Origin of the sequence: Reichenbachiella sp. (genome assembly GCF_033344935.1) — a bacterium.
In the GTDB taxonomy this organism is placed as follows: Bacteria; Bacteroidota; Bacteroidia; order Cytophagales; family Cyclobacteriaceae; genus Reichenbachiella.
This window is the reverse complement of sequence record NZ_JAWPMM010000001.1, coordinates 1748611-1772705: the sequence shown is the minus strand read 5'-3', so window position 1 is coordinate 1772705 and position 24095 is coordinate 1748611. Positions and strand designations below refer to the sequence as shown.

Sequence of the window (24095 nt, the reverse complement as noted above, 5' to 3'; positions counted from 1 at the left end):
AATTACAGCTGGATAGCTGATTTAATTTTAGCAGCAATCTCTGCCAATTCTTCTGGAGTAGGTTTCAATTTTGGACGAGCAAAATTGGCATCATCCATGGTGTTCATGGGAATAAGGTGAACATGAGCATGTGGGACTTCTAAACCCAAAACCGACACAGCAATACGCTGACACGGAATAGCCTTTTGAATTCCCAAAGCCACTTTTTTGGCAAATACATGTAAGCCAGCCAAAGTATCATCCTCCAAGTCAAAAATGTAATCTATATCCACTTTGGGGATAGCCAAGCAATGACCTTCCATCAAAGGATTAATGTCGAGAAATGCCAGATAGTTATCATTTTCAGCAACAATGTGGGCTGGTATTTCTCGACTGATGATCTTACTAAAGATACTAGGCATGATTAAGCCAATCCGATTTCTAATATCTCAAAGTCGATCTTACCTGCTGGTGCTTCTACCGTTGCCACTTCACCAACTTTCTTACCCAATAGGCCTTTACCTATTGGTGATTTTACAGAAATTTTAGCCGCTTTCAAATCAGCCTCTTCTTCGGCCACCAAAGTGTATTTCACTTCCATGCCGTTCTTTTTGTTCTTGATTTTTACTGTCGATAGAATTGAAGCTTTTGACGTATCAATTTGTGATTCATCAATAACTCTAGCATTGCCCACTACAGCTTCCAATTTAGCAATTTTAAGCTCTAGCAATCCTTGAGCATCTTTTGCCGCATCATACTCAGCATTTTCACTCAAGTCTCCTTTGTCTCTTGCTTCAGCGATTTGCTTTGCAATATCCGTTCTGCCGTGTGTCTTCAGTTCGTTCAGTTCATCCTTCAACTTCTGAAGCCCTTCTTCTGTATAATATGATACACTCATCTTGTTTGATTTATAATAAAAAAGAACGGTCTCATTGCTGAAACCGTTTCTTGTTATTTTCTTAAATGTCTACGCAAATCTACGAAAAAATAACGAATTCCTCTTTCGTTTAGTTGCCAGAATTCAACGTGCGCTCTTATGCATTATTTTGTTTCTTAATCAAATTCAAAGCAGACCCGGCTTTAAACCAATCTATTTGACTGTCATTATACGTATGATTAGTCGAGATCGAATCCTCTGAACCATCCGCATGTTTTGCAACTATCGTCAATGGTTTGCCAGGTGCAAAATTTTCCAAGTCAACAAAATCAAATGTGTCGTCCTCCAAAACTTTATCGTAGTCGGATTCATTAGCAAAAGTCAAGGCTAACATTCCTTGCTTTTTCAAGTTTGTTTCGTGAATCCTTGCAAAAGACTTCACCAATACCGCTCTTACACCAAGATGTCTTGGCTGCATCGCCGCATGCTCTCTGGAAGAGCCCTCGCCATAGTTGTGATCCCCAACTACGATCGTCGGTATACCTGCAGCTTTGTAAGCTCTTTGTGTGGCGGGTACCGGACCATACTCGCCAGTCAACTGACTTTTCACCTTATCAGTTTCGCCGTTGAAGGCATTGACCGCTCCAATCAAGGTATTGTCAGCAATATTGTCTAAATGACCTCTAAACCTCAGCCATGGACCTGCCATCGAAATATGATCTGTAGTACATTTGCCTTGTGCTTTAATTAGCAATCGAGCACCAGTGATATTTTTACCATCCCATGGAGCAAATCCTGCCAACAACTGCAGCCTCTTAGAATCCTCTGCAACATTGATTTGAACACTAGACCCGTCCGCTGCGGGTGCCTGAAAACCTGGATCTTCCACATCAAATCCTTTTGAAGGCAATTCATCCCCTACTGGAGGATTTAATTTCACTTGCTCTCCCTTTTCATTTGTCAAAGTATCAGTAATTGGGTTGAAACCAAGGTCACCAGAGATCGCAATTGCAGCTACCATTTCTGGTGAGGTCACAAAAGCATGGGTATTTGGATTGCCGTCTGCTCGTTTAGCAAAATTTCTATTGAAAGAATGGACAATCGTGTTTTTTTCTTGTTTATCTGCTCCTGTCCTTGCCCACTGACCAATACATGGGCCACAAGCATTGGTGAAAATTGTTGTTCCAAGTTTTTCAAAAACGTTCAAAATACCGTCTCGCTCAACAGTATATCGCACCTGCTCTGAACCCGGATTGATACCGAATTCAGCCTTTGGTTTCAGTCCTTTATCTACCGCTTGCTGCGCAATGGATGCCGCTCGCGACAAATCTTCGTAAGACGAATTGGTACATGATCCGATCAACCCCCATTCCACTTTTGTAGGCCAGTCGTTAGCTACCGCTTTCTCTCGCATTTCTGCCACTGGCGTAGCCAAATCTGGTGTAAATGGACCATTCACATGTGGTGATAAAGTAGAAAGGTCTATTTCAATCACTTGATCAAAATATTGCTCTGGATTAGCATATACTTCATCATCACCAGTCAAATGTTCTTTGATGCCATTGGCTAAATCTGCGATTTCAGCACGGTCTGTAGCTCTCAAATATCTCTCCATAGCCTCGTCGTACCCGAAGGTAGAAGTGGTAGCCCCAATCTCTGCACCCATGTTACAAATTGTACCTTTACCTGTACAGGATAGGCTTTTGGCTCCGTCACCAAAGTATTCTACAATAGCCCCAGTGCCTCCTTTTACCGTCAGGATACCTGCTACTTTTAAGATAACATCTTTAGAGGAAGTCCAACCATTCATTTTACCAGTAAGCTTCACTCCGATTAGTTTCGGGAATTTCAGTTCCCAAGGCATGCCAGCCATCACATCTACGGCATCAGCACCACCTACACCAACTGCTACCATGCCTAAACCTCCAGCGTTCACAGTATGTGAATCAGTTCCAATCATCATACCACCAGGAAAAGCATAATTCTCCAGTACCACTTGATGAATAATTCCTGCTCCAGGCTTCCAAAACCCAATTCCATACTTATTGGAAACAGATTCCAAGAAATTGAACACCTCATTGGAGGTATTAATTGCATTTTGCAAATCTGCAGCCGCACCAATCTTTGCCTGAATCAAGTGATCACAATGAACAGTTGTAGGCACAGCCACTTTATCTTTTCCTGCTTGCATAAACTGCAACAATGCCATTTGCGCAGTAGCATCTTGACAGGCAATTCTATCTGGCTCAAAGTCCACATAAGATTCACCTCTTTGATAAGGCTTGGAAGGATCACCTTCGGTTAAATGAGAATAAAGGATTTTTTCCGATAGGGTTAACGGTTTTCCTGTTGCTTTTCTTGCCGCTTCTACTCTTTTTGGAAGTTTAGAGTAGACGCTTTTTATCATATCAATATCAAATGCCATAGATGTAGTTTTAATTATTCCTAATTAGTCTTCTAATTTAACTAATAAACGGGGATTATATCATTGACGTTAGCGATAAGCCATCAATAAAATTGATAACAAAAAAGCCCAAGTCTATGACTTGGGCTTTCCTTTATGTATTGCAATTCTTATACTACTTCACAAGTAACTTCCCTGAAGGTTTGAATTTCGTCAAGTCAATTCCCTCTACAGCAGCTTCATACTCATCCAATCTAGGCGTACGTCCTAATAATGTAGACATCACTACTACTGGCGTAGAAGAAAGCAAAGACTCTCCTTTTTTCTCATTTGAATCCTTCACCACTCTTCCTTGGAATAATCGAGTAGAAGTCGCCATCACCGTATCACCTGGCTCGGCTTTTTCCTGATTACCCATACATAGGTTACATCCAGGACGCTCTAAGTAAAGCATGTTTTCGTACTTGGTTCGAGCCTCACCTTTTGGTGCCTCATCATTGAACTCAAAGCCAGAGTACTTCTGTAATACTTCCCAGTCACCTTCAGCTTTCAATTCATCTACGATGTTATAGGTAGGAGGCGCCACTACTAGCGGTGCATTAAATTCTACTTTTCCTTTTTGTGATTCTATGTTTTTCAACATTTGAGCCAAGATCTTCATGTCTCCCTTGTGAACCATACAGGATCCAATAAACCCAAGGTCTACTTTTTTCTCTCCTCCATAATAAGACAGTGGACGGATGGTGTCGTGCGTGTATCTTTTCGATACATCAGCATTGTTTACATCTGGATCAGCGATCATCGGTTCAGAAATTACATCTAAATCAACAACTACCTCAGCATAGTATTTAGCACTAGAATCAGGAGTCAAAGCAGGCTTTTCACCAGATCTGATTTCTTCTATTCTTTTATTCGCTTTATCGATCAAGCCTTGAAGAACGGCACCCTTGTTGTCCATTCCTTTATCAATCATGATCTGGATTCTGGACTTTGCAATTTCCAACGATTCGATCAAAGTCTCATCTTCAGAAATACAGATAGAAGCTTTAGCTTTCATCTCTGCTGTCCAGTCAGTGAAAGTAAATGCTTGGTCAGCGGTCAACGTACCGATATGCACTTCAATCACTCTACCCTGGAATACATTCTCTCCACCGAATTGCTTCAACATCTGCTGCTGTGTCGCATGAACCACATCACGGAAGTCCATGTAGCTCTTCATTTCGCCTTTGAAGGTCACTTTTACAGACTCAGGGATTGGCATAGAAGCCTCTCCGGTAGCTAATGCAAGCGCCACTGTACCTGAGTCGGCACCGAATGCCACACCTTTTGACATTCTTGTATGCGAATCTCCTCCGATAATGATTGCCCAATCATCGATGGTAATATCATTCAATACTTTATGAATCACATCAGTCATCGCATGGTAATCGCCTTTAGGGTCGCGAGCAGTGATCAATCCAAAGTCGTTCATGAATTTCATCAACTTTGGAATATTAGCTTGTGCTTTTTTATCCCATACCGAAGCGGTATGACACCCTGATTGGTACGCACCGTCTACGATCGGAGAAATCGTAGTAGCAGCCATGGCTTCCAATTCCTGAGAAGTCATCAATCCGGTAGTATCCTGAGATCCTACAATGTTCACTTCTACGCGAACATCAGATCCTGCATGCAATGTTTTGCCTGGTGTAGTTCCAACTGCATTTTTGTTAAAGATTTTCTCTACAGCAGTAAGACCTTGGCCTTCGTGCGAAATTTCTTTTGAAGGAGCGAATACGGTTGGAGCATTCACACCTAAAGTCTTCGCAGCAAATGTTTGCAATTTCTTGCCAAACACCACCGCATAAGAACCACCAGCTTTGATAAACTCTACTTTTTGAGGAGTAAGTGCAGCTGAAATATCCTTAACAACTTCACCATTTTTGTATAGCTTTTTCTCTTTGGTGTTGATAGTCAATACCGTACCTGTTTCCACTGAGTAGGCTTGCTCCAAAACTGGTTCGCCGTCAGCATCCACAACTGTGTTGCCATCAGTATCCTTTTTCTTCACCCAATTCTGAAGATCTATTCCAATACCTCCGGTTACTCCTACCGTCGTTAAGAAAATTGGAGAAATACCATTTGTTCCTGCGATGATTGGAGCGATATTGATAAATGGCACGTACGGACTGGCTTGGACTCCTGTCCAAAGTGCTACATTGTTTACTCCAGACATCCTTGACGAGCCAACACCCATTGTACCTTTTTCAGCAATCAACATCACTCGCTTGTCTGGATGCTGAGCCTTCAAAGCAGTTAGCTCATTTTGCATTTCCTTGTTGTGCTCAAAAATACACTGGCCATGCAACTCACGATCAGACCTTGAGTGTGCGTCAGCCCCTGGTGAAAGCAAGTCAGTAGAAATATCGCCAGTTCCGGCAATAAAAGTTACGATCTCGATTTCTTCTTCTACCTCTGGCAATTCAGTGAAAAATTCTGCTTTCGAATAGCTTTCCAGCAATTCTTTGGCAATGGTGTTTCCAGATTTATAAGCTTCCTCCAATCTTGCTGTGTCCGCATCGTAAAGGAATACTTGAGTCTTCAACACTTTAGCAGCTTCAGCAGCAATAACGGCGTCGCTACCCAATGCCAAATCCAACAGCACTTCAATAGAAGGCCCACCCTTCATGTGTGACAACAATTCAAAAGCAAACGCAGGAGTAATTTCCTCTACTACGGATTCACCAAGGATAATTTCTTTAAGGAACTTAGCCTTAACACCAGCTGCCGCTGTGGTACCTGGAAGTGTATTGTAGATGAAGAATTTGAGAGAATCTTCTCTGTGTTCATTGCCCGAATCTTTGATTTGTTCAATGATGGCGCTGGTCAATTCTGCGCTATCAATTGGCTTGGGGTGAAGCCCTTGTGCTTTTCTTTCTTCAATCTCCTTGATGTAATCGTTGTATTGCGGATCAATTGCCATAATCGCTGCTCTTAAGTTGAAATTTTGTTTTTTAAAAATTAATCGGTGGGTCTAATGCTAATTTTTAAGGTGGCAAAAGTATGGATTTTTACATGCAATTCACACTCCGGGCGTTCAAAAATGAGGTATGACTATGGGAATTATCTACTACATTTAGGTAATAATGCATGAATCAGCTTACTGTTCTTTAGTCCTATAATACTTAAGTAAATCTGTTGATGTGACTATACCGACTAGCCTTGTACCATCTACCACAGGCAAAGCATGAAAATGATTTTTCAGAAAAATATCAGCCGCTTCTGAAATCGTTCCTTCAGGGCCAATCGTTATCGGTCTTTTCATGAGTGCTTTGACACTAACCGCCTCTAACTCTTCAAACAACGTCCGATCCCCTGAATCAAGGACTTGGCAAAATTGCTTCATCATGGCTACATCTGATTTACTCACCATGCCAAGCAAAGTATCTCCAGAAACTACTGGCACGTGTCGAATTTTGATATTATCAAACACATTCGCTACTTCTTTGAGATTATCTTCAAGGGTCACGGTAATAAGATCCGTGATCATTATTTCTGATACCGCTTTTGACATAAATAGATTATTTCGTTCATATCAAACTTACTTTGATTCTAGATGCAATCAAAGGCGAATACTCATTTTGGCACGAACAAAAAAAGCACAACTCTCGTCATGCTTTTATATCTTATGAATTTATTTTCAAGCGATCAGACGTTAAATCTAAAGTGCATCACATCTCCATCCTTCACCACATACTCCTTACCTTCGATGGCTAGTTTTCCTGCTTCTTTGCAACCTGCTTCAGAACCATATTGTTGATAGTCTGGAATTTTGATTACTTCAGCTTTGATAAATCCTTTTTCAAAGTCGGTATGAATAACGCCTGCGGCTTGTGGCGCTTTCCAGCCCTTTTTGATGGTCCAGGCTCTCACTTCAGTTTCACCAGCAGTGAAATAAGTGATCAAGTCTAGCAACTCATAAGCAGCTCGAATCAGCTTATCCAAACCAGACTCCTTCAACCCATACTCACCTAAGAACATTTCTTTTTCATCAGGTTCATCAAATTCTGCAATTTGAGATTCGATAGCCGCACTTACCATTACTACCTGTGCATTTTCCTTGGCCACTGCAACTTTCAATGCTTCCACATGCTCATTACCAGTAAGAATTGCTGTTTCTTCTACGTTGGCTACATAGATCACTGGCTTGATTGTAAGCAATTGTAATGGACCAACCACTTCTTTTCTCTCCTTTGTCAATTCCAACGCTCTTGCATTTTGACCTGACTCCAATAGCTCCTTGTATTCTTTGAGGACTTCAACCATCGCCTTGAGCTTTGCATCTCCAGACTTGGCCGCCTTTTCATTCTTTTGAAGTTGCTTGTCGATCGACTCCAAATCTTTTAACTGAAGCTCTGTATCAATTACATCTTTATCAGCTACTGGATTTACATGACCATCTACATGCACAATGTTGTCGTCATTGAAGCATCTGGTCACATGCACAATAGCGTCTACTTCGCGAATATTGGCTAAGAATTTATTACCCAACCCTTCTCCTTTACTAGCTCCTTTGACTAATCCTGCGATATCAACAAATTCAATTACCGTAGGCAAAACTTTTTGAGGATTCACCAACTTTTCTAATATACCTAGCCTTTCATCAGGCACCGTGATCACGCCAACGTTTGGTTCAATTGTACAGAAAGGAAAATTGGCAGCCTCTGCCTTCGCATTTGATAATGCATTAAAAAGGGTTGATTTACCTACATTCGGCAAACCTACAATCCCACATTGCAATCCCATTTATATAATATTTTTTGATACTTGAAAAATCCTGTAGCTCTTGAATCCGTCTCTGATTTCCATTACTGATACACGAATAATCGTATAGACTGGAATGGCTGCAATCATGCCCGGAATGCCGGCTAAACTTGCGGCCGCAAAGATAACAACAAAAATCTCTAAAGGATGTGCCTTCACACTTTTAGAAAAAATGAGTGGCTGAAGTAGCACGTTGTCCGTGATTTGCACAACTGTAAATACAGAAACAATTTTCAATACGAAAATGACCGTAAACTGGTCAAAGGCAAAATGTCCACTGGTAGACAATCCAACAATGATCCCAAAAGTAGCCCCAAGCAAAGGACCCATATATGGAATTAGATTAGCTACTGCAGCAAATACAGCTATGGTAAGCGCATATTTTACGCCAAAAATAGAAAGGCCTAATCCTGCAATGGAAAATATGGCCATCATCTGAAGTACCAATCCTATCAGGTAATTGGACAATAAGTGCTCGATCTTGTGAATAGCTGATATAAACAACTCGAAGTACTGGTTGGGGACAATGGCTATCAATCTCCTGCTCAATAATCCATTTTCCAAAAGAAGGAAAAAAGTAATGAAGGCAATCGCCAAAACGCTCACAAAAAATCCACCAGTAAACGTCAATAGGTTATTGATGATATTTCGGAAATTGAGATTACTTACGAATTCGAAAACACTGCTTCTTATAGTTTCGGTCAGACTGTGCTCATCTTCACTGACTAATTGATACTCAATAAGGAAATTCTCAACAGCTACTACCGGCTGAGACAAATTGGTATAGACCTCATCAAAACTGACGTTAGATAAAACATTTACCTGTTCTACGATCAAAGGAATAAAAAGAAGGATAAAGGAAAATACCACCCCCACAACAGCACAGTAAGAAATCAAAATGGCTATCACTCTGGGCATTCTTACTCTGTATATGTAAGTCCTATGAATGAAATTGGTCAATGGCCTGAGAATGGTCGCCAAAACTATTGAAATACATATATAAATGAAGATATCACTAAAGAGCCAAGCGCTAAAAACGAATAGAGCCGATGCAATTATTAAAAACAGTAGTGTTCTTCTGATCATGGTCTAAAAATAGAAAAAGCTCAAGGAGTACCCAAGAGCTTTCATGTTTCTTCTTTCAAGAATTATATCAATCCCATTTCAATTCACTGTCATCGTTAGACGGAACTGTTTCTGGCTGACTCTCAAATTCTTCTTTTTCTCTATCAAATTGTTCAAAATCAACCTCTGGCATCAGTTCATTTTTTACATGATTTACTGAATCATTGAGTGCTTGAACGAATTTATTAAAATCCTCTTTGTATAAGAATATCTTATGTTTTTCGTAGAAATAACCGTCATCCTTATAGCGTCTCTTGCTTTCGGTGATCGTTAAATAATAATCATTCGAACGTGTGGCTTTTACATCAAAAAAATAGGTTCTTTTCCCCGCTCTTACTCTCTCAGAAAATATCTCTTCTCTTTCGTTATCCTTATGATCTTCCACTTTTTTTCGGTTTGATTTAGTAGTTAGAATTTAGATTTTAATCATTAATTAAATTCTTTAAAAGCTTTAAATATAATGTTTTTTAATTCAGAAAAGCAAATCACACTATATAAACTCAACAAGATCATCGAGGGCCTGAAATCATATTGAAAATTTCACTTCAAAAAGCTCATCTAATTATAATATTGTCAACAACACAGATCATTTATATCTTGCATACGTTGACCCCATAAAAAAGAATTTGTGAAGCTAGATATAGACATCAATAAACTAAAAGAGTACGCCAATGTAGAGCTTTTGGCCAAGCAGCTGGTAGAAGGTTTTATTACTGGTCTACACAAGTCACCGTATCATGGGTTTTCTGTGGAATTTGCAGAGCACAGATTATACAATTACGGGGAAAGCACTCGGCACATCGACTGGAAGGTGTTTGCTAAAACCGACCGTCTCTACACCAAACGCTACGAAGAAGAAACTAATCTGAGGTGCTATATTGTATTAGATACTTCTTCCTCCATGTACTACCCAAAACCCGGGCATGGCAAGATCAAGTTCTCTATACTAGCAGGTGCGGCAATTTCATTTTTATTACAAAAACAAAGGGATGCCGTAGGACTTTTCACTTTCAGCGATCAAATTGATTTTCAATCAGACACCAAGTCCACCTCCACCCATATACACAATCTGCTCAACAAGTATCAGCAGCTGTTTGAAAAACCTCCGGTGAAACAAAAAACTAATGTCTCGCAGGTCCTTCATGAAGTCGCAGAGAAAATTCCTAAGCGGTCTTTGGTAATCATATTTTCTGATATGCTTCAACAGGAAGCTGATCAGGAAGAGGTTTTCTCAGCGCTGAATCATCTGAAGCACAATAAGCATGAAGTGTTGTTATTTCATGTCAATGACAAAGAAACAGAACTTGATTTTGAATTTGAGGACAGGCCGCATCGATTCGAGGATCTGGAAACAGGACAAGTAGTAAAACTGACCCCTACAGAAATCAAGAAGATGTATAAGCAGCATATGGATGAAGCTTTCAGGAATTTGTTTTTAAAATGCTCTCAGCTAAAAATTGATTTCGTCGATGCCGATATCAAAGGAGGGTTCGACAAAATCCTGAGCACCTACTTAACCAAAAGAGCTAAGATGGGTTAAGCCATTCCATCAATTTTCATATCTTTAATTCATGCAAAATTCCAACGAACTCAAACTAGCCAATGTCGCCTACTGGATGATCGTAGTAGCAGGCACAGTGGGCGTCTTGATGTACTTCCAAAATTTCCTAAAGGTATTCTGCATTTCATTTTTGATCTGGTACATCGTAAAGAAATTGAGAGATCTGGTGAGCAAAATAAAAATTGGAAAATTCAAACTACCTAAGTGGCTTGTAACTGTAATCAGTACTGCGGCCGTATTCCTTGCTATTTACTCTATAGCCAAAATCATAAGCACTAATTTTCAGAGCTTAGCACAAAATCTACCACAATACAGTGATAACATATCCATGGCGCTGGTTTCCCTTGGAAACATAACCGGAATAGAAGACCTGGATCAATCATTTAAGTCCCTTTTCTCGGAATACAAAACCAGTATCGTAACCTATGCGGGCTCTATCGCAGGAGGTGTCGGTCAATTCATTATCATTCTGATCTATGTGGTCTTTTTGCTCTTAGAAGAGACCTTATTTCAAAAGAAAATCCAAAAAGTACTGGATACCACTGCCGCTGGAGGAAATATCTATAAAACATTTAGTGCCGTCACGAACCTATTTGACGACTACTTGTCAGTGAAGATCTTCACCAGTTTTCTAACTGGCCTTTTAAGCTATTTTGCCTTATTGATTATTGGGATAGAATTACCTGCGCTATGGGCTTTTATTATTTTTCTATTCAATTTCATCCCATCCATCGGATCCATTGTGGCGACTTTGTTTCCCGCTTTATTCGGTCTTATTCAATATGGAGAGCTCCATGTGCTACTGACTGTTTTAATCGCAGTAGGTGCTATTCAAATTCTTGTTGGCAATGTGCTTGACCCGCGGCTCATGGGAAGTAAACTAAATATTAGCCCGCTTGTGGTCCTACTAAGTCTTACGCTTTGGGGATTTTTATGGGGCGTGGTTGGAATGATCCTATCAGTTCCTATTACTGCCACATTAATCATCATATTTGGTCAATTCGATAACACCCGACCACTGGCTATTTTGCTTTCTAAAAATGGGGAAATTCATTTCGGAAAGGAAAAAGAAGACTAGGACGCTTGCTCCTTCATAAATTTATCAAGCATGGTAGAACATTGTGCTTGCACCTTTTTATGCAGATAGCCAGTCCAGCCTAGTAAAATCCCAGGCATACCTAAAGCCATTCTGCTCCATTTGTAGAAATCGAAGTAGTCGCGATGACCTACAATCAATCCATCTTTAAATTCAAACTTGGCGTCAATTACGTTGTGTACTTTTCTCCCTGTTTTAGAAAAAGGATATTTGGCTTCCCAGTCCACTCCTCCAAATTCATTCTCCGACCATGCGTTTTTGAATGTAACCTCAATATCACTGTTTCTACTCAATAGCATCGTCCACATGGCACAGGTCTGATCGTAATTCAACACACCAAAAGCGGGATCTTCAAACTCGAGATCTTTGTGATAGCATTCGCACATCGTGCTGAAATCTTTTTTACCGAAAGCTGTATAAAACTTCTCAATAAGGGCTACATGTTCTTTTACTTGCATGATTAGATTTTTAATATTTTTTTAATGAACTCATCAATCCGTCTAGCAGAAATCAGACTTAATAAATTATACTTTAATAATTTGTTCTTAATCACTACATCAGAAACCTTTGGTTTTTTGCTTTGAAAAGTTTTGAAAACACGATTGGCAAAATCATCCGCTTCTATCGCATCCTTAGATTCCTTATCTACCAGTTTGATGAATCGTTTGAGTATGGGCTCATAAATAGTCCCTTCTACCAAATCCATTTTGACATCAATTTTTTCCCAAATAGGCGTACGAATCGGTCCTGGGTTAATGGTCACGGCATCTATTCCATAAATCATCAACTCTCTTCTTAGCCCTTCGGTAAAACTATCCACTGCTGCTTTTGATCCTGCGTAGGGCGTCATAAATGGCATCGTGCGCTTACTAGCTATTGAGCTCATGTTAATAATTTTTCCTGGCTCAAATGAGCAATTCTCTATTGCACCAAGCAAAGGAAGAAAGGCTTTGGTTACAGCAATTAATCCAAAGTAATTAACTTCATATTGTTTCCTAAAAGCGTCTATATCTAACAGCTCCACAGCACCTGTAACTGCAATCCCGGCATTATTGATCAACAATTGCAGGCCTTGCCCATCCAATTCAGTTGTTAATTCAGCGGCTACTTTTTTAATAGCCTCTTCATCAGTTACATCAAATAATAAAGGATGAAAGTCATTCCCCATCTCCTCTACCAATCGATCCGCATCTTCCTGTTTTCTAACACTACCATAAACAGCATAGCCCTCGTTGACAAACTTTTTGACGCATGCTGCACCAATGCCGGTAGAAGCTCCAGTAATTAATATATTGCCCTTGGTCATCCTTCGAATATAACAAAAAAAGGGGCTGTTGTGCAGCCCCCTTTAATTAAGTATTACTCTAATCTTATTTCCAGACGTTCAAGTCAAAGTCGTCTGCGAATTGTGATGCTTTCTCATATCCGGCGTCATGATGACGAAAGATACCCATTGCTGGGTCATTATGCAAAACTCTTTTAAGACATTTTTCAGCTCTTTCTGTTCCATCGGCTAAAACAACCATGCCTGCATGCTGAGAATAACCCATACCAACACCTCCACCATGATGGAATGAAATCCAGGTGGCACCTCCTGTTGCATTAGACATTAAGTTGAGCAATGGCCAATCCGAAACGGCATCTGTTCCATCTTTCATCCCTTCTGTTTCTCGATTTGGAGAAGCCACAGATCCACAGTCCAAATGATCTCTTCCGATCACTATTGGAGCCTTTACCTTACCTGATTTTACTAAGTCATTGAAAATCAAACCAGCTTTTTCTCGTTCGCCCATTCCCAACCAACAAATCCTACATGGGATGCCTTGAAATGCTACTTTCTTCTGAGCTTCTTGCAACCAATTGATCATGTGCTTGTTTTCAGGAAAGGCTTCGATCAGCGCCTGGTCAGTCACATAAATATCTTCTGGGTCACCTGACAAAGCTGCCCATCGGAATGGCCCTTTTCCTTCACAAAACAAAGGTCTCACATACTCAGGAACAAAGCCATTGAAATCGAATGCATTTGGTTCTCCGCCATGCTTAGCAAACTCACGAATGTTATTGCCATAGTCGAAGGTCTTGCTTCCTTTCTTCTGCAAGTCGAGCATCAAACCCACATGGCGCGCCATACTCTTCAAAGAAAGGTCTTTGTATTTTTCCTGATCTGTTTTTCTCAACGCTGCTGCCTCCTCTAAAGACAGTCCATTAGGCACATAGCCAAAAACCGGATCGTGAGCCGAAGTCTGATCAGTCAATACCTCCGGCACGATGCCATCGGCGATAAGTTTTTCCAACATATCCCCAGCGTCAGCCACTAGACCTACAGAAAGATTTTCACCTTTGGCCTTCGCTTCCATCACCCAATCACGTGCCTCTTCGTAAGAATGAGTCATGCGATCGATGTATTTAGTATCTAATCTTTTTTGGATTCTTGCAGGGTCAATATCCGCACCCAAAAATGTCGCTCCGGCCATAGTCGCAGCGAGTGGTTGTGCGCCACCCATTCCACCAAGTCCAGCAGTCACGACCAATTTTCCTTTCAGGCTTCCGCCAAAATGCTTTTCACCACAAGCCACAAAAGTCTCATAAGTCCCTTGTAGAATTCCTTGCGAGCCGATGTAAATCCAGCTTCCAGCGGTCATTTGTCCATACATCATCAGACCTCTTTCTTTGAGAGACTGAAAATGCTCCCAATTGGACCAGGCAGGTACAAGATTGGAATTTGCAATCAAAACTCTTGGCGCCTCAGCATGTGTTCGAACGATACCAACGGGCTTGCCCGATTGTACCAAAAGACTCTCATCTTCTTCTAACTTCAGTAGAAGTTCAATAATCTTCTGAAGTGACTCTACATTTCTTGCGGCTTGTCCAGTGCCACCGTATACCACCAACTCTGAAGGGTCTTCTGCCACTTCTTCATCCAAATTATTGAGCAGCATACGAAGTGCTGCTTCAGTTTGCCAGGTTTTCGCATGAAGCTGATTTCCTACTGGTGCTTTATAGTTAGGGTGTGAAGCGTATTGCTTAATAAATTCCGAATACTTCATTGTTGTATAGTTTAATGTTGTTTTGATCTGCTGCCTCATTCGCTACAGCTACAATTTCTTTATTCCTAATCATGTCCGTGGCAATCACCATGTCATCACCAAAGATTCGATCTTCTTCTGCAAAACTGATTTGCTTTCTCACATGTGCATGAACAGCCTCCAAAATGCTAGTTGATTTCAGCGGTCTTCTAAAATCGAAGCCTTGGGCTGCACAGAAGAGTTCAATACCTAGAATATTTTCCAAATTATCCAAGATGGTATTGAATTTCCGCCCACCTATCGAGCCCATACTTACGTGATCCTCCTGCCCCATCGAGGTAGGCACACTATCAGCACTCGAAGGAAAGCATAATCCCTTGTTTTCACTCACCAAAGCCGCTGAGGTATATTGAGGGATCATAAAACCTGAATTGAGTCCGGTGTTTTTCATTAACAAAACAGGCATACCCTCGCGATCTCCTTCAAGCATCAAATACACGCGTCTGTCAGAGATATTTCCAATTTCTGATGAAGCTAATGCGGCATAGTCTATGGGCATCGCCATGGGCTGACCATGAAAATTGCCTCCACTGATGGTTTTGTCCACACTACAAATGATCGGATTGTCGGTGACAGAATTGATCTCGATGGTAAGCATATCCTTAAGATGCAACCAAGCATTTCGAGAAGCGCCATGTACCTGTGGCATACAGCGCAACGAATATGGATCTTGAACCCTACTGCAGTTTTGATGCGATTCAATGATCTCAGAGCCGGTCACCAACTTCTCTAGTCGATCTGCCACATAGATAGAACCTTGGTAAGGTCTAATCTGATGCAATTCTTGATCAAATGGCTTCATAGATCCCATAAGTGCTTCCAAGCTCAGAGCACCAATGATATCAGCAGAATCGAGACAATTGCTCATTCGAACAAATCCCTTCAAAGCATAGGCTGCAATGAACTGTGTCCCGTTGATCAAAGCGAGGCCTTCTTTTGGGCCAAGATTTAAAGTCTCTTTATTTTCCTTTTGGAATAATTCTTTGGTGGTAATCCATTGATCATCTTTCCACACTTTGCCCTCACCGATCAATGGCAAAAACAAATGTGCCAATGGTGCCAGATCTCCTGATGCACCTACCGACCCTTGCTGCGGCACGTAGGGGATAAAATCATTTTCAATGTGCCAAATGATGCGTTCCAATGTTTCTAAGGCTACACCTGAATATCCTTTGGATAAGGCATGAACTTTTAGAATCATCATGAGTTTCGCAACGTCCAGTGGCGTCTCTGGCCCTACACCCACGCTATGACTGCGCAAGATATTTTCCTGTAACTTGCCTGCGTCAGCTTTGTTGATGATCGTGGTGCAAAGTGATCCGAATCCAGTATTCACCCCATACACGATTTTTTCCTGCTCGGTGATGTCTAGCACATTTTGGCGGCTGGCCAAAATCTTTTGGATGGCTTCTTCATTCAATACACCCTGCGTGCGGCCTTCGGCCATGTCGATGGCCACACCTGGGGTCAAATGATCGATTCCATAATTGAAAATCGGCATACTCTTGTTGTTTATCAATTGGGTTGTTGTTTGAATAAATGAAAAGCTATTGTCAAGCTGAGGTTCTCGAAGCTTAGGCAATATTTCCCAACTATTCCTGAATGAAAAGTCTCTGCTTTTAATTCATGAACAATATTAATTGCTAATTTTGATTACTGAAAATACTTTGTAGATCAACAATTGATAACAATGAGTAATCAAATAGAATTTAGACACCTCAGATATTTCATGATTGTCGCTCAGGAATTGCATTTTCGAAAAGCTTCTGAAAGGCTTTTCATTACACAGCCAGGACTGAGCCGCCAGATCAAGCAATTGGAAGATGAACTAGGTGTTCAACTATTTATTCGCAATAAGCGAACGGTTGAGCTCACTGATGCGGGCAGGTATTTGTATAACGAAAGTTCCAATCTCTTGAATCAATTAGAATCGATCAAACGATCAATCAAACTGATTGACAAAGGTGAAGAAGGTGAACTGAATATCGGATTTGTAGGTTCGGCCATGCAGGCTGTCATTCCCCATTTGTTATTAAAGCTCAATGAGCAGTTTCCGAAAATCCATACCAGTTTGGAGGAGATGAGTAATGAAGATCAACTCTTCGCCATTCAGCACAACAAACTGGACATTGGCTTTATCCGAGCCAAGCAAGCACCGGAAGGCATTGCATTTAAACAGATCTTTAAAGACAACTTTTCGATTGTGCTACCAAAAAACCACCGCATCAATGAAAACAATTTTACTGACCTCAGTCAGTTTGCGCAGGATAATTTCATTCTATTCTCCAGCGACTATAGCCGCACCTACTACAACAAGGTGATGAGCATTTTTGATGACCATGGATTTGCTCCCAAAATCTCGCATAAGTCGGTTCACGCGAATACGATCTTTAGACTGGTGGAAAATGGACTAGGCGTAGCCATAGTACCTACCTCTTTAAAGCATGGTTTTGATTTGGACATCAAATTCATTGAATTAAAAAACGTCAAACAGATTACTTATCTGTCTTTGATTTGGAAAGCGGGCACGACCAATGAGCTAATTAAGAAGTTTGTTAGTTTGGTAGGGTAGATTTGTCACGCGTTGCAAACTTGCGCCAGAGGGCCTTTACCTTCGCTTCTCTTCTGCTATGATAATCTCGATGTTATGCAGTTCTAGTGCAGTTAAAAACTCGTTAACATCTGTAAATTCAGGATGATACCAGTGTAGATTATCAAAGTAGCTAGCCATTTTTCCATTTGGTTTGAACTTATACCCGTATCGAGCAAATATCTCGTTGCGCATTATCCTCAATTCCCTTTTGCTAAGATTACTTAGATCGGTTTGATCCAGTATATCGATTGACGGTTTAGGGAATTGACCATTTAATCCATGGGTTACATCACCAATTTTAGAACCAAGTTCGTAAGCTTGATCATCAAAAAAGGTAAAGGCTTCATATATCTTAAGAACCTTGATTTTCCAATTGTGTCCTTTGTATGTTAGAAACTTTCCTTTGAATTCATCGCTTGAAAAATTACCATTGCTGTCTATTTTAATGTTGTTCAAATTCATAAAGCTATGTTCCCAATGCGAATTTGCCTCATACTTGTACCTGCTTTCAACTTGCACAAATATTGAGTTTTGATATTTACCAATTCTAAATGTGACATTACTTTGCACATCATCGCCAAATTTATAAACCCCGAGATATTCTGCAATATCTTTATTTGGAAAGTCAAAGAGCTCTGATTCTTTTACGATCGTTCCACCGTTCAAATATTGAGCCGTTACTTGAAAGCTCACACTTGTCAGAATGGCAATACAAAATAAAATTGTCTGATTCATGAATCTGGCATTTAACAACCTTTTAATACTATGCGCCTTGCGGAACTTAATCTGTTTTGTTTATTGCTTGTTAATTTTCAATAAAACTGCGTTCAAGGATAAGTTAATTTCAAAAGATATCAAACTCCCTTTTGCCATTTCGTATGAACCGACGAAAGGAGGTGAAGGAGAAATCCACTAAGCTACTAGCAGTCATCAACCTAGTCAAGAGATTCCTCCGTTGCACTACGGAATGACTGGATCAGAGGCAGGTCGAAGAGGATTGCCATGTCGATCGCTTGCTTTGCCGCTACGCACTCTCTTCGCAATGACGAAGTTATCGTTACGCCTTCAGCAACCGCCTAAAATTATCACAGAAGACCGCGGTGGACACTGCGACATTTAAAGACTCGGCTCCTCCATAACCAGGAATGTAAACTTCTTGGGTCAGGTATTGCTTCAGCTCTTCAGCCAAGCCTTCAGATTCATTACCGAATACGACCACGGCAGGCTCTTGGAATTTCAGTTCGTGGATATTGTCTCCTTGTAGTGTCGTTCCATAGACATGCGCTGAGTTTTGTAGCAGTTCACCAAGATCCATATAATGTACTTGCACACGAGCAAATGACCCCATCGTAGCAGAGATCACTTTAGGATTGTAACAATCTACCGATTCTGGTGAACAAACGATTTGTTTGAACCCATACCAATCAGCTATTCTGATGACAGTACCCAGATTGCCCGGATCTTTGATGCGATCGAAAGCCAAAATGGATTGAGAACTATTGATTTCGGTTTGCACAGGAATTTTCACCAAGGCCAGCGCGGCGTTGTTACTAGCGAAACTTCCCACTTTTTTTAGCTCTGCCTCTTTAGCCTCAGTCACCAATTCGGAATGTTTAGACAAAGTATCTTGATGCTTATTCAAAAAATCAGAGGTCCCAAATACCCTAATCACTTCTAAGTCGGACTGTAGCAGTTCTAGCACATTTTTTGCCCCTTCCACGACAAACTGATTTTCCAGCTGCCGGAATTTTTTTAATTGTAGGGATTTAATGAATTTTGACTCTCGATTTGAAATCATCAATTGTTGTGCTTTATTTATCAAAATTTAGCTTTTGCGCGGCATTCACGGCGATCTAAAACCGACAGCTGACATTTGTCCAAACTTAATGGATAATCAGTAAATCAAGGCAATGGATCATCGACTAGACAGAGAAAAGTATTAACAATTTCAAACCTTCATATGGGCCGATCATCCTGATCATGTTCCTGTTTCTCACAGGGTGCATGGGTCGTAGATTTTTGCCTGCTGGTGAATCCTTGCTAGTCGAACAAAAACTAGATGGCGCAGATAAACTGAATAAAGAAGATATTCAGTCGCTGTACGTCTATAAACCCAATCGAAAAATTCTCTTCATTCCCTGGTCTCCTTATGTTGGCATTTATCAACGTGGCGTGAAGCGCTATGACTCTGCGAAATACGAACAAAAAATTGAAGACATTCAAATCAAATTCAAAGAAAAAATAGCTCAAAAAGAGAAGGAGAAGCAAAAGAAACGGCTCAGGACCAAGATGAACAAAAAGGTCAACAAACAGATCAGAAACATCAAAGAAGGGAATTTTGGTATGAGAATGGGTGAGCCTTTGGCCATTTTTGATTCAGCCAAAGAACGGGCTACGGTTGAAAAAATCAAAGACTATATGAAGACTAAAGGTTACTTCAATTCCGAGGTCACTTATTCGACTGAAAACACATTCAAAATGGTTTCAACGGTTTACACCATCGAACGAAATCAGCCCTACATTATCGATTCCCTCTTTTACAATATTCCTGACACCGCTGTGTACAATAGGGTCATCGAGTCCTCTGAAGAGTCATTCTTAAAGACCACTGAAAATTATGAGCAGGCGAACCTTGTACAGGAAAGAGACCGACTCAATACCCTTATGCTCAATAATGGTTACTATAATTTTAGTCGACAGTTTATCAGTTTTGTTGTGGATTCATCCTCCTTAGGAAATAGGAAAGTTATTATTGGCTTGACCATTCGCAACCCCAATAATCAACCTAAACACAAAGTCTATACCATTGACTCCGTCATTTTCACTACTGACGCGGACATTACAGGCTTAGTCCATAATCGGGAGAATGAAAGTTTTGAAGGCATAACCTACCAATTCTATAGCAAACAATACTCGGAAAAAATTCTTGACCGAAGAATATTCATTAAACCTGGAGAACTCTACCGTAGATCCAATACACTGGAGACTCAGAAACAGCTGTCTAACATGGATATCTTCAAATTCATCAATGTGAATTATGATACAACCGGTGGGCAATTCATTTCAAATGTATTCACCAGTCCGCTCAAGAAGTTTCAAACCTCCTCTGAGCTAGGACTCAATGTGAGCAAAGGACTACCGGGACCATTTTTCAATGCCTCCATAAAAAACAGGAATACCTTCCGTGGCCTGGAAGTGATGGAACTAAGTGGCAGAGTGGGTTTTGAAGGTATCTCAGGTGCAACTGACACCGGCAACCCGTATTCCTCACTGGACTATGGTGCCAACCTCGCTTTCACTTTCCCACAGTTCATGATTCCCTTACAGCCTGAATTTAGAGCCAAGATTGGACACCTCAATCCCAAAACCAGGCTTTCCTTTGGTCTGAACTATACCAACAGAACGGAATACCTGCGTACCAACATCAATACTTCGTTGATTCTAAGCTGGCAGAACTCTAAGAAACGAAGAAACTATGCCCTAAACATCGCTGATATTAATTTTATTGACTCTCATATAAAGACGCAGGAATACCAAGACTTTCTAGATGAATTGGAAGCACAAGGCAACAACCTAAAAAACTCATTCTTGCCTTCGTTTGTAAGTAGTACCTGGTTCAGTGTAACCTACAACATCAACGACTATGGAAACAGAAAAGAAAAATCATCTTTCTTCAGATACCAACTGGAAGCAGGAGGCAATTTTTACAGCGCTATCGCACAAAAAATGATTGAGAGAGATTTGGAGTACTTCCAGTATGCCAAGGTTGACCTCGATTTTCGACATTCAGCACCTATCAATTCTCAAGTAACCCTCGCCTATCGCGCACATTTAGGTGTAGCCATTCCTTACGGAGAAAATGAGACCCTACCCTATGAGGAATTCTTTTTTGCAGGTGGTAGCAATAGTATTCGTGCTTGGGAACCACGACGACTGGGACCTGGTTCCTATCTCCCCGTGGATTCATTAGGTGTTTATACCAATGACTTTGAGCAGCCAGGTGAAATTTTACTTGAGACAAGCGTAGAGCTTCGACATAAAATATTTGGTTTCCTTCACGGGGCGCTATTTATAGATATGGGTAATACATGGACGATGCGTGTAGATCCAGTAAGACCTGGTAGCCAATTTCAATTTGACAATTTTCTAAAAGAGATCGCCATAGGGGCTGGATATGGTCTCCGATTAGACTTTTCTTTTCTATTGCTGAGACTCGATGCTGCATGGAAAGTCTATGACCCTGGTAATCAAACCAGGTATGACAACAATGTAAAGCGAGGTAGTTTTGATCTACCTGATTATAGCAACTACAATCGCCTGGTATGGAATCTGGGTATTGGATATCCTTTTTAATTTAAGCTGATGACAAAAGAAGAAATACAAGAATGGTTTAAGGGACTTCAAGATGACATTTGCTCGGCTCTTGAACAAACTGACGGCAAAGGCAAATTTCATGAGGACCTCTGGGAAAGACCAGAAGGTGGCGGCGGTAGAACCAGGGTCATCAAAGAAGGAAATATTCTTGAAAAAGGCGGGGTCAATTTCTCCGCTGTGCATGGCCCTACGCCCGCTAAAATACTAGAAGCGTTGAAAATCGACCAGGCCGACTTCTTCGCCACCGGCGTATCGATTGTGATGCACCCTCACAGTCCCATGGTGCCAATCATTCATATGAATGTCAGATACTTTGAAATGAGTAATGGTATCAGCTGGTTTGGTGGTGGTATCGATCTAACTCCACACTATGTAAATGAAGAAGATGCCAAGTTCTTCCATACACAGATGAAAAACTGCTGTGACCGCCATGACTCAAGCTACTACCCTGAGTTCAAAAAATGGGCGGATGATTATTTCTACATCAAACACAGGAAAGAGACTCGAGGTATTGGTGGTATTTTCTTCGATCGCTTATCTTCCAACGATCAATTCAGCAAGGAAGATCGATGGGAATTTGTAAAAGAGGTAGGCAGTCAGTTTGCACCCATCTATACACATCTAATGACCAAGAACAAAGATTTGAATTTCAGTGAAAACGAAAAACAATGGCAATATCTACGCCGTGGCCGATATGCGGAGTTCAATCTCATCTGGGACAAAGGCACTAAGTTCGGACTCGATACCGATGGGCGAACCGAATCTATTTTGATGAGCTTGCCTCCCCAAGCCAATTGGGAGTACAATCATATTCCAGCACAGGGATCAAAAGAACAACAGACGCTAGACTTATTGAAAAAAGGGATTCATTGGGTGTAATTACCCCTTTCCAATTAATCAAGTAACATTGTCTTTATGTAAAGTTTATTTGTCATTTTTGATAATTAATATATATTTATGTAAAGTTTTATTTACATATTATCAAACAACACATACATGACAACTACTCCGAATAACAACTGGGCAGCAGAAATGAAGAGAAACACACTTCATCTTGCCTACTGGACCTTCGCCTGGACAGCCTCAATGGCCTTGGCTACTTTCGGGCCTCTAATGATATGGGACAATCAAACGGCTACAATTAGTGGCGTCATCTTAAATTTTGCACTGGGTGTAGGAATGATAATGGCCAATAAACGTCATATCAATGGATTGGATGAAATGCAAAAGAAAATCCAACTTGAAGCCATGGCAATTTCTTTGGGCGTAGGAATAGTTACTGGATTAAGCTATTCGCTTCTCGATGTAACTAATGTGATTGCTGTAGATGCAGAAATATCACATTTGGTTATTCTGATTGGCCTTACCTATGCAGTAGCTATTTTGATTGGAAGAATTAGATACAAATGAAAAACAAACTAAAAGTACTTCGTGCTGAGCGAGACATGACCCAGGCACAATTGGCTGATCTTTTAGCTGTATCTAGACAAACCATCAATGCCATAGAAAAAGGTAAATTCGATCCAAGTTTGCCTTTAGCTTTTAAAGCATCTAAACTCTTTGATACATCAATTGAAGAAATATTCCTATATGAGGATTAGACCAAAAACAAAAAAGTATCCTGTCGGCCAGGACAGGATACTTTGCATGATACAAAAACAAAACTACTTAACGATTAAGTTTCTTTGAATAACCGACCGAGTCGATTACTTCTTTTCGATTTTCTTTAGTACGCTGTAATCTTCATTGCTTACTTCGTAAGAATATGATCCAGCAGGAAGGTTTGAAACATCAAATCTCTTCAACACTTTGTCATTTTTGACTTTGCCACCGTAAAGGATAACACCGGCTTCGTCTTTTATAGTAATTCTTACCTTACTATCCGCAGGATTCTCCACCTGGATGTACACCATACCATTTTTCTGAGCGAAGATGTTTGCCTTTACTTCTGAAACGTCCTTGGTTTCTGCACCGTGGATTTCAGCCATTGCTACTGATGAGAAGGTTAGAGTTGCGATCACTAATAATGATAAAGCTTTCATAAGAATTTGTTTTTCTTGTTTAATAATTATGTAGCAAGATTAACGGCGTTTTCCGACCAGCGAAAGTAAATTCCGGTGAGCTATATAATTTCATAGTTGAAATGTAGACGTTTTCAGATGAATTTATTGGTGCTTTTTCATACAAAAACATAGCT

General features: G+C 40.6%; 22 protein-coding genes. 7 read left to right on the top strand and 15 right to left on the bottom strand.

Annotated features, from left to right (window positions below; genetic code table 11):
* Positions 1 to 2: 2 nt before the first annotated feature.
* The 8 genes from R8N23_RS07690 to R8N23_RS07655 all read right to left on the bottom strand — a co-directional run bounded on the left by R8N23_RS07690 (position 3) and on the right by R8N23_RS07655 (position 9573).
* Entirely contained in the window at positions 3 to 401 is a 399-nt protein-coding gene (locus R8N23_RS07690) for an HIT family protein (protein WP_318171000.1), read from the bottom strand.
* Positions 402 to 403: 2 nt separating this feature from the next.
* A complete protein-coding gene (gene greA, locus R8N23_RS07685; protein ID WP_318170999.1) occupies positions 404 to 877 on the bottom strand; it encodes a transcription elongation factor GreA in 474 nt (157 codons plus the stop codon).
* A gap of 136 nt (positions 878 to 1013) precedes the next feature.
* A complete protein-coding gene (locus R8N23_RS07680) occupies positions 1014 to 3281 on the bottom strand; it encodes an aconitate hydratase (protein WP_318170998.1) in 2268 nt (755 codons plus the stop codon).
* A gap of 154 nt (positions 3282 to 3435) precedes the next feature.
* A complete protein-coding gene (locus tag R8N23_RS07675; protein ID WP_318170997.1) occupies positions 3436 to 6222 on the bottom strand; it encodes a bifunctional aconitate hydratase 2/2-methylisocitrate dehydratase in 2787 nt (928 codons plus the stop codon).
* 177 nt (positions 6223 to 6399) lie between these two features.
* The gene (locus R8N23_RS07670) at positions 6400 to 6813 is read right to left on the bottom strand and encodes a CBS domain-containing protein (protein WP_318170996.1); all 414 of its coding nucleotides are present in this window, start codon (positions 6811 to 6813) and stop codon (positions 6400 to 6402) included.
* A gap of 134 nt (positions 6814 to 6947) precedes the next feature.
* On the bottom strand, positions 6948 to 8045 hold the full coding sequence (gene ychF / locus R8N23_RS07665) for a redox-regulated ATPase YchF (RefSeq protein ID WP_318170995.1): 1098 nt from the start codon (positions 8043 to 8045) through the stop codon (positions 6948 to 6950).
* A complete protein-coding gene (locus tag R8N23_RS07660) occupies positions 8046 to 9149 on the bottom strand; it encodes an AI-2E family transporter (RefSeq protein ID WP_318170994.1) in 1104 nt (367 codons plus the stop codon).
* 67 nt (positions 9150 to 9216) lie between these two features.
* Positions 9217 to 9573 (bottom strand): DUF3276 family protein, encoded by a 357-nt coding sequence (locus tag R8N23_RS07655; RefSeq protein ID WP_318170993.1) that lies wholly within the window; start codon positions 9571 to 9573, stop codon positions 9217 to 9219.
* A gap of 243 nt (positions 9574 to 9816) precedes the next feature.
* Here R8N23_RS07655 and R8N23_RS07650 point away from each other — a divergent pair, with 243 nt between their 5' ends.
* On the top strand, positions 9817 to 10728 hold the full coding sequence (locus tag R8N23_RS07650) for a DUF58 domain-containing protein (RefSeq protein WP_318170992.1): 912 nt from the start codon (positions 9817 to 9819) through the stop codon (positions 10726 to 10728).
* Positions 10729 to 10759: 31 nt separating this feature from the next.
* Positions 10760 to 11827 carry an AI-2E family transporter gene (locus tag R8N23_RS07645; protein WP_318170991.1) on the top strand — a complete coding sequence of 356 codons (1068 nt, stop codon included), beginning with the start codon at positions 10760 to 10762 and terminating at the stop codon, positions 11825 to 11827.
* On the opposite strand, the gene R8N23_RS07640 is transcribed toward R8N23_RS07645, so the two are convergent.
* From R8N23_RS07640 to hutH, 4 genes are all read right to left on the bottom strand, one after another.
* Complete coding sequence (locus R8N23_RS07640; protein WP_318170990.1) at positions 11824 to 12303, bottom strand: nuclear transport factor 2 family protein; 480 nt, start codon at positions 12301 to 12303, stop codon at positions 11824 to 11826. The two genes, R8N23_RS07645 and R8N23_RS07640, sit on opposite strands and share 4 nt — an antisense overlap.
* A gap of 2 nt (positions 12304 to 12305) precedes the next feature.
* Positions 12306 to 13151, bottom strand: coding sequence for an SDR family NAD(P)-dependent oxidoreductase (locus R8N23_RS07635; protein ID WP_318170989.1), 846 nt, complete (start codon positions 13149 to 13151; stop codon positions 12306 to 12308).
* Between the two features lie 64 nt (positions 13152 to 13215).
* Positions 13216 to 14892 (bottom strand): urocanate hydratase, encoded by a 1677-nt coding sequence (hutU, locus tag R8N23_RS07630; protein ID WP_318170988.1) that lies wholly within the window; start codon positions 14890 to 14892, stop codon positions 13216 to 13218.
* On the bottom strand, positions 14870 to 16432 hold the full coding sequence (gene hutH / locus R8N23_RS07625; protein ID WP_318170987.1) for a histidine ammonia-lyase: 1563 nt from the start codon (positions 16430 to 16432) through the stop codon (positions 14870 to 14872). The genes hutU and hutH overlap by 23 nt, the downstream gene beginning before the upstream one ends.
* Before the next feature lie 189 nt (positions 16433 to 16621).
* On the opposite strand from hutH, the gene R8N23_RS07620 reads away from it, so the two are divergent.
* The gene (locus R8N23_RS07620; RefSeq protein WP_318170986.1) at positions 16622 to 17503 is read left to right on the top strand and encodes a LysR family transcriptional regulator; all 882 of its coding nucleotides are present in this window, start codon (positions 16622 to 16624) and stop codon (positions 17501 to 17503) included.
* A gap of 36 nt (positions 17504 to 17539) precedes the next feature.
* On the opposite strand, the gene R8N23_RS07615 is transcribed toward R8N23_RS07620, so the two are convergent.
* Both R8N23_RS07615 and R8N23_RS07610 read right to left on the bottom strand, forming a co-directional pair.
* Positions 17540 to 18259, bottom strand: a complete 720-nt coding sequence (locus R8N23_RS07615; protein ID WP_318170985.1) for a YARHG domain-containing protein — start codon at positions 18257 to 18259, stop codon at positions 17540 to 17542.
* 322 nt (positions 18260 to 18581) lie between these two features.
* Positions 18582 to 19322 carry a TrmH family RNA methyltransferase gene (locus tag R8N23_RS07610; RefSeq protein WP_412071628.1) on the bottom strand — a complete coding sequence of 247 codons (741 nt, stop codon included), beginning with the start codon at positions 19320 to 19322 and terminating at the stop codon, positions 18582 to 18584.
* Positions 19323 to 19528: 206 nt separating this feature from the next.
* On the opposite strand from R8N23_RS07610, the gene R8N23_RS07605 reads away from it, so the two are divergent.
* The 4 genes from R8N23_RS07605 to R8N23_RS07590 all read left to right on the top strand — a co-directional run bounded on the left by R8N23_RS07605 (position 19529) and on the right by R8N23_RS07590 (position 23499).
* Positions 19529 to 21877: a BamA/TamA family outer membrane protein gene (locus R8N23_RS07605; protein WP_318170983.1), complete on the top strand. Its 2349-nt coding sequence runs from the start codon at positions 19529 to 19531 to the stop codon at positions 21875 to 21877.
* A gap of 9 nt (positions 21878 to 21886) precedes the next feature.
* Entirely contained in the window at positions 21887 to 22777 is an 891-nt protein-coding gene (gene hemF / locus R8N23_RS07600) for an oxygen-dependent coproporphyrinogen oxidase (protein ID WP_318170982.1), read from the top strand.
* Positions 22778 to 22894: 117 nt separating this feature from the next.
* Positions 22895 to 23308, top strand: coding sequence for a hypothetical protein (locus tag R8N23_RS07595; protein WP_318170981.1), 414 nt, complete (start codon positions 22895 to 22897; stop codon positions 23306 to 23308).
* Complete coding sequence (locus R8N23_RS07590; RefSeq protein WP_318170980.1) at positions 23305 to 23499, top strand: helix-turn-helix transcriptional regulator; 195 nt, start codon at positions 23305 to 23307, stop codon at positions 23497 to 23499. The genes R8N23_RS07595 and R8N23_RS07590 overlap by 4 nt, the downstream gene beginning before the upstream one ends.
* Positions 23500 to 23604: 105 nt before the next feature.
* On the opposite strand, the gene R8N23_RS07585 is transcribed toward R8N23_RS07590, so the two are convergent.
* Positions 23605 to 23940: a T9SS type A sorting domain-containing protein gene (locus tag R8N23_RS07585; protein ID WP_318170979.1), complete on the bottom strand. Its 336-nt coding sequence runs from the start codon at positions 23938 to 23940 to the stop codon at positions 23605 to 23607.
* Positions 23941 to 24095: the final 155 nt, after the last annotated feature.

Bases quoted from the DNA above. Each gene is read 5' to 3' on its own strand.
- R8N23_RS07635 (WP_318170989.1), bottom strand. From the start codon at position 13,151: ATGACCAAGGGCAATATATTAATTACTGGAGCTTCTACCGGCATTGGT.
- R8N23_RS07645 (WP_318170991.1), top strand. From the start codon at position 10,760: ATGCAAAATTCCAACGAACTCAAACTAGCCAATGTCGCCTACTGGATG.
- R8N23_RS07680 (WP_318170998.1), bottom strand. From the start codon at position 3,281: ATGGCATTTGATATTGATATGATAAAAAGCGTCTACTCTAAACTTCCA.
- R8N23_RS07610 (WP_412071628.1), bottom strand. From the start codon at position 19,322: ATGATTTCAAATCGAGAGTCAAAATTCATTAAATCCCTACAATTAAAA.
- hutU (WP_318170988.1), bottom strand. From the start codon at position 14,892: ATGAAGTATTCGGAATTTATTAAGCAATACGCTTCACACCCTAACTAT.
- ychF (WP_318170995.1), bottom strand. From the start codon at position 8,045: ATGGGATTGCAATGTGGGATTGTAGGTTTGCCGAATGTAGGTAAATCA.
- R8N23_RS07690 (WP_318171000.1), bottom strand. From the start codon at position 401: ATGCCTAGTATCTTTAGTAAGATCATCAGTCGAGAAATACCAGCCCAC.
- R8N23_RS07615 (WP_318170985.1), bottom strand. From the start codon at position 18,259: ATGAATCAGACAATTTTATTTTGTATTGCCATTCTGACAAGTGTGAGC.
- hemF (WP_318170982.1), top strand. From the start codon at position 21,887: ATGACAAAAGAAGAAATACAAGAATGGTTTAAGGGACTTCAAGATGAC.
- R8N23_RS07605 (WP_318170983.1), top strand. From the start codon at position 19,529: ATGGGTCGTAGATTTTTGCCTGCTGGTGAATCCTTGCTAGTCGAACAA.
- R8N23_RS07670 (WP_318170996.1), bottom strand. From the start codon at position 6,813: ATGTCAAAAGCGGTATCAGAAATAATGATCACGGATCTTATTACCGTG.
- R8N23_RS07590 (WP_318170980.1), top strand. From the start codon at position 23,305: ATGAAAAACAAACTAAAAGTACTTCGTGCTGAGCGAGACATGACCCAG.
- R8N23_RS07585 (WP_318170979.1), bottom strand. From the start codon at position 23,940: ATGAAAGCTTTATCATTATTAGTGATCGCAACTCTAACCTTCTCATCA.
- R8N23_RS07675 (WP_318170997.1), bottom strand. From the start codon at position 6,222: ATGGCAATTGATCCGCAATACAACGATTACATCAAGGAGATTGAAGAA.
- R8N23_RS07660 (WP_318170994.1), bottom strand. From the start codon at position 9,149: ATGATCAGAAGAACACTACTGTTTTTAATAATTGCATCGGCTCTATTC.
- hutH (WP_318170987.1), bottom strand. From the start codon at position 16,432: ATGCCGATTTTCAATTATGGAATCGATCATTTGACCCCAGGTGTGGCC.
- R8N23_RS07620 (WP_318170986.1), top strand. From the start codon at position 16,622: ATGAGTAATCAAATAGAATTTAGACACCTCAGATATTTCATGATTGTC.
- greA (WP_318170999.1), bottom strand. From the start codon at position 877: ATGAGTGTATCATATTATACAGAAGAAGGGCTTCAGAAGTTGAAGGAT.
- R8N23_RS07640 (WP_318170990.1), bottom strand. From the start codon at position 12,303: ATGCAAGTAAAAGAACATGTAGCCCTTATTGAGAAGTTTTATACAGCT.
- R8N23_RS07595 (WP_318170981.1), top strand. From the start codon at position 22,895: ATGACAACTACTCCGAATAACAACTGGGCAGCAGAAATGAAGAGAAAC.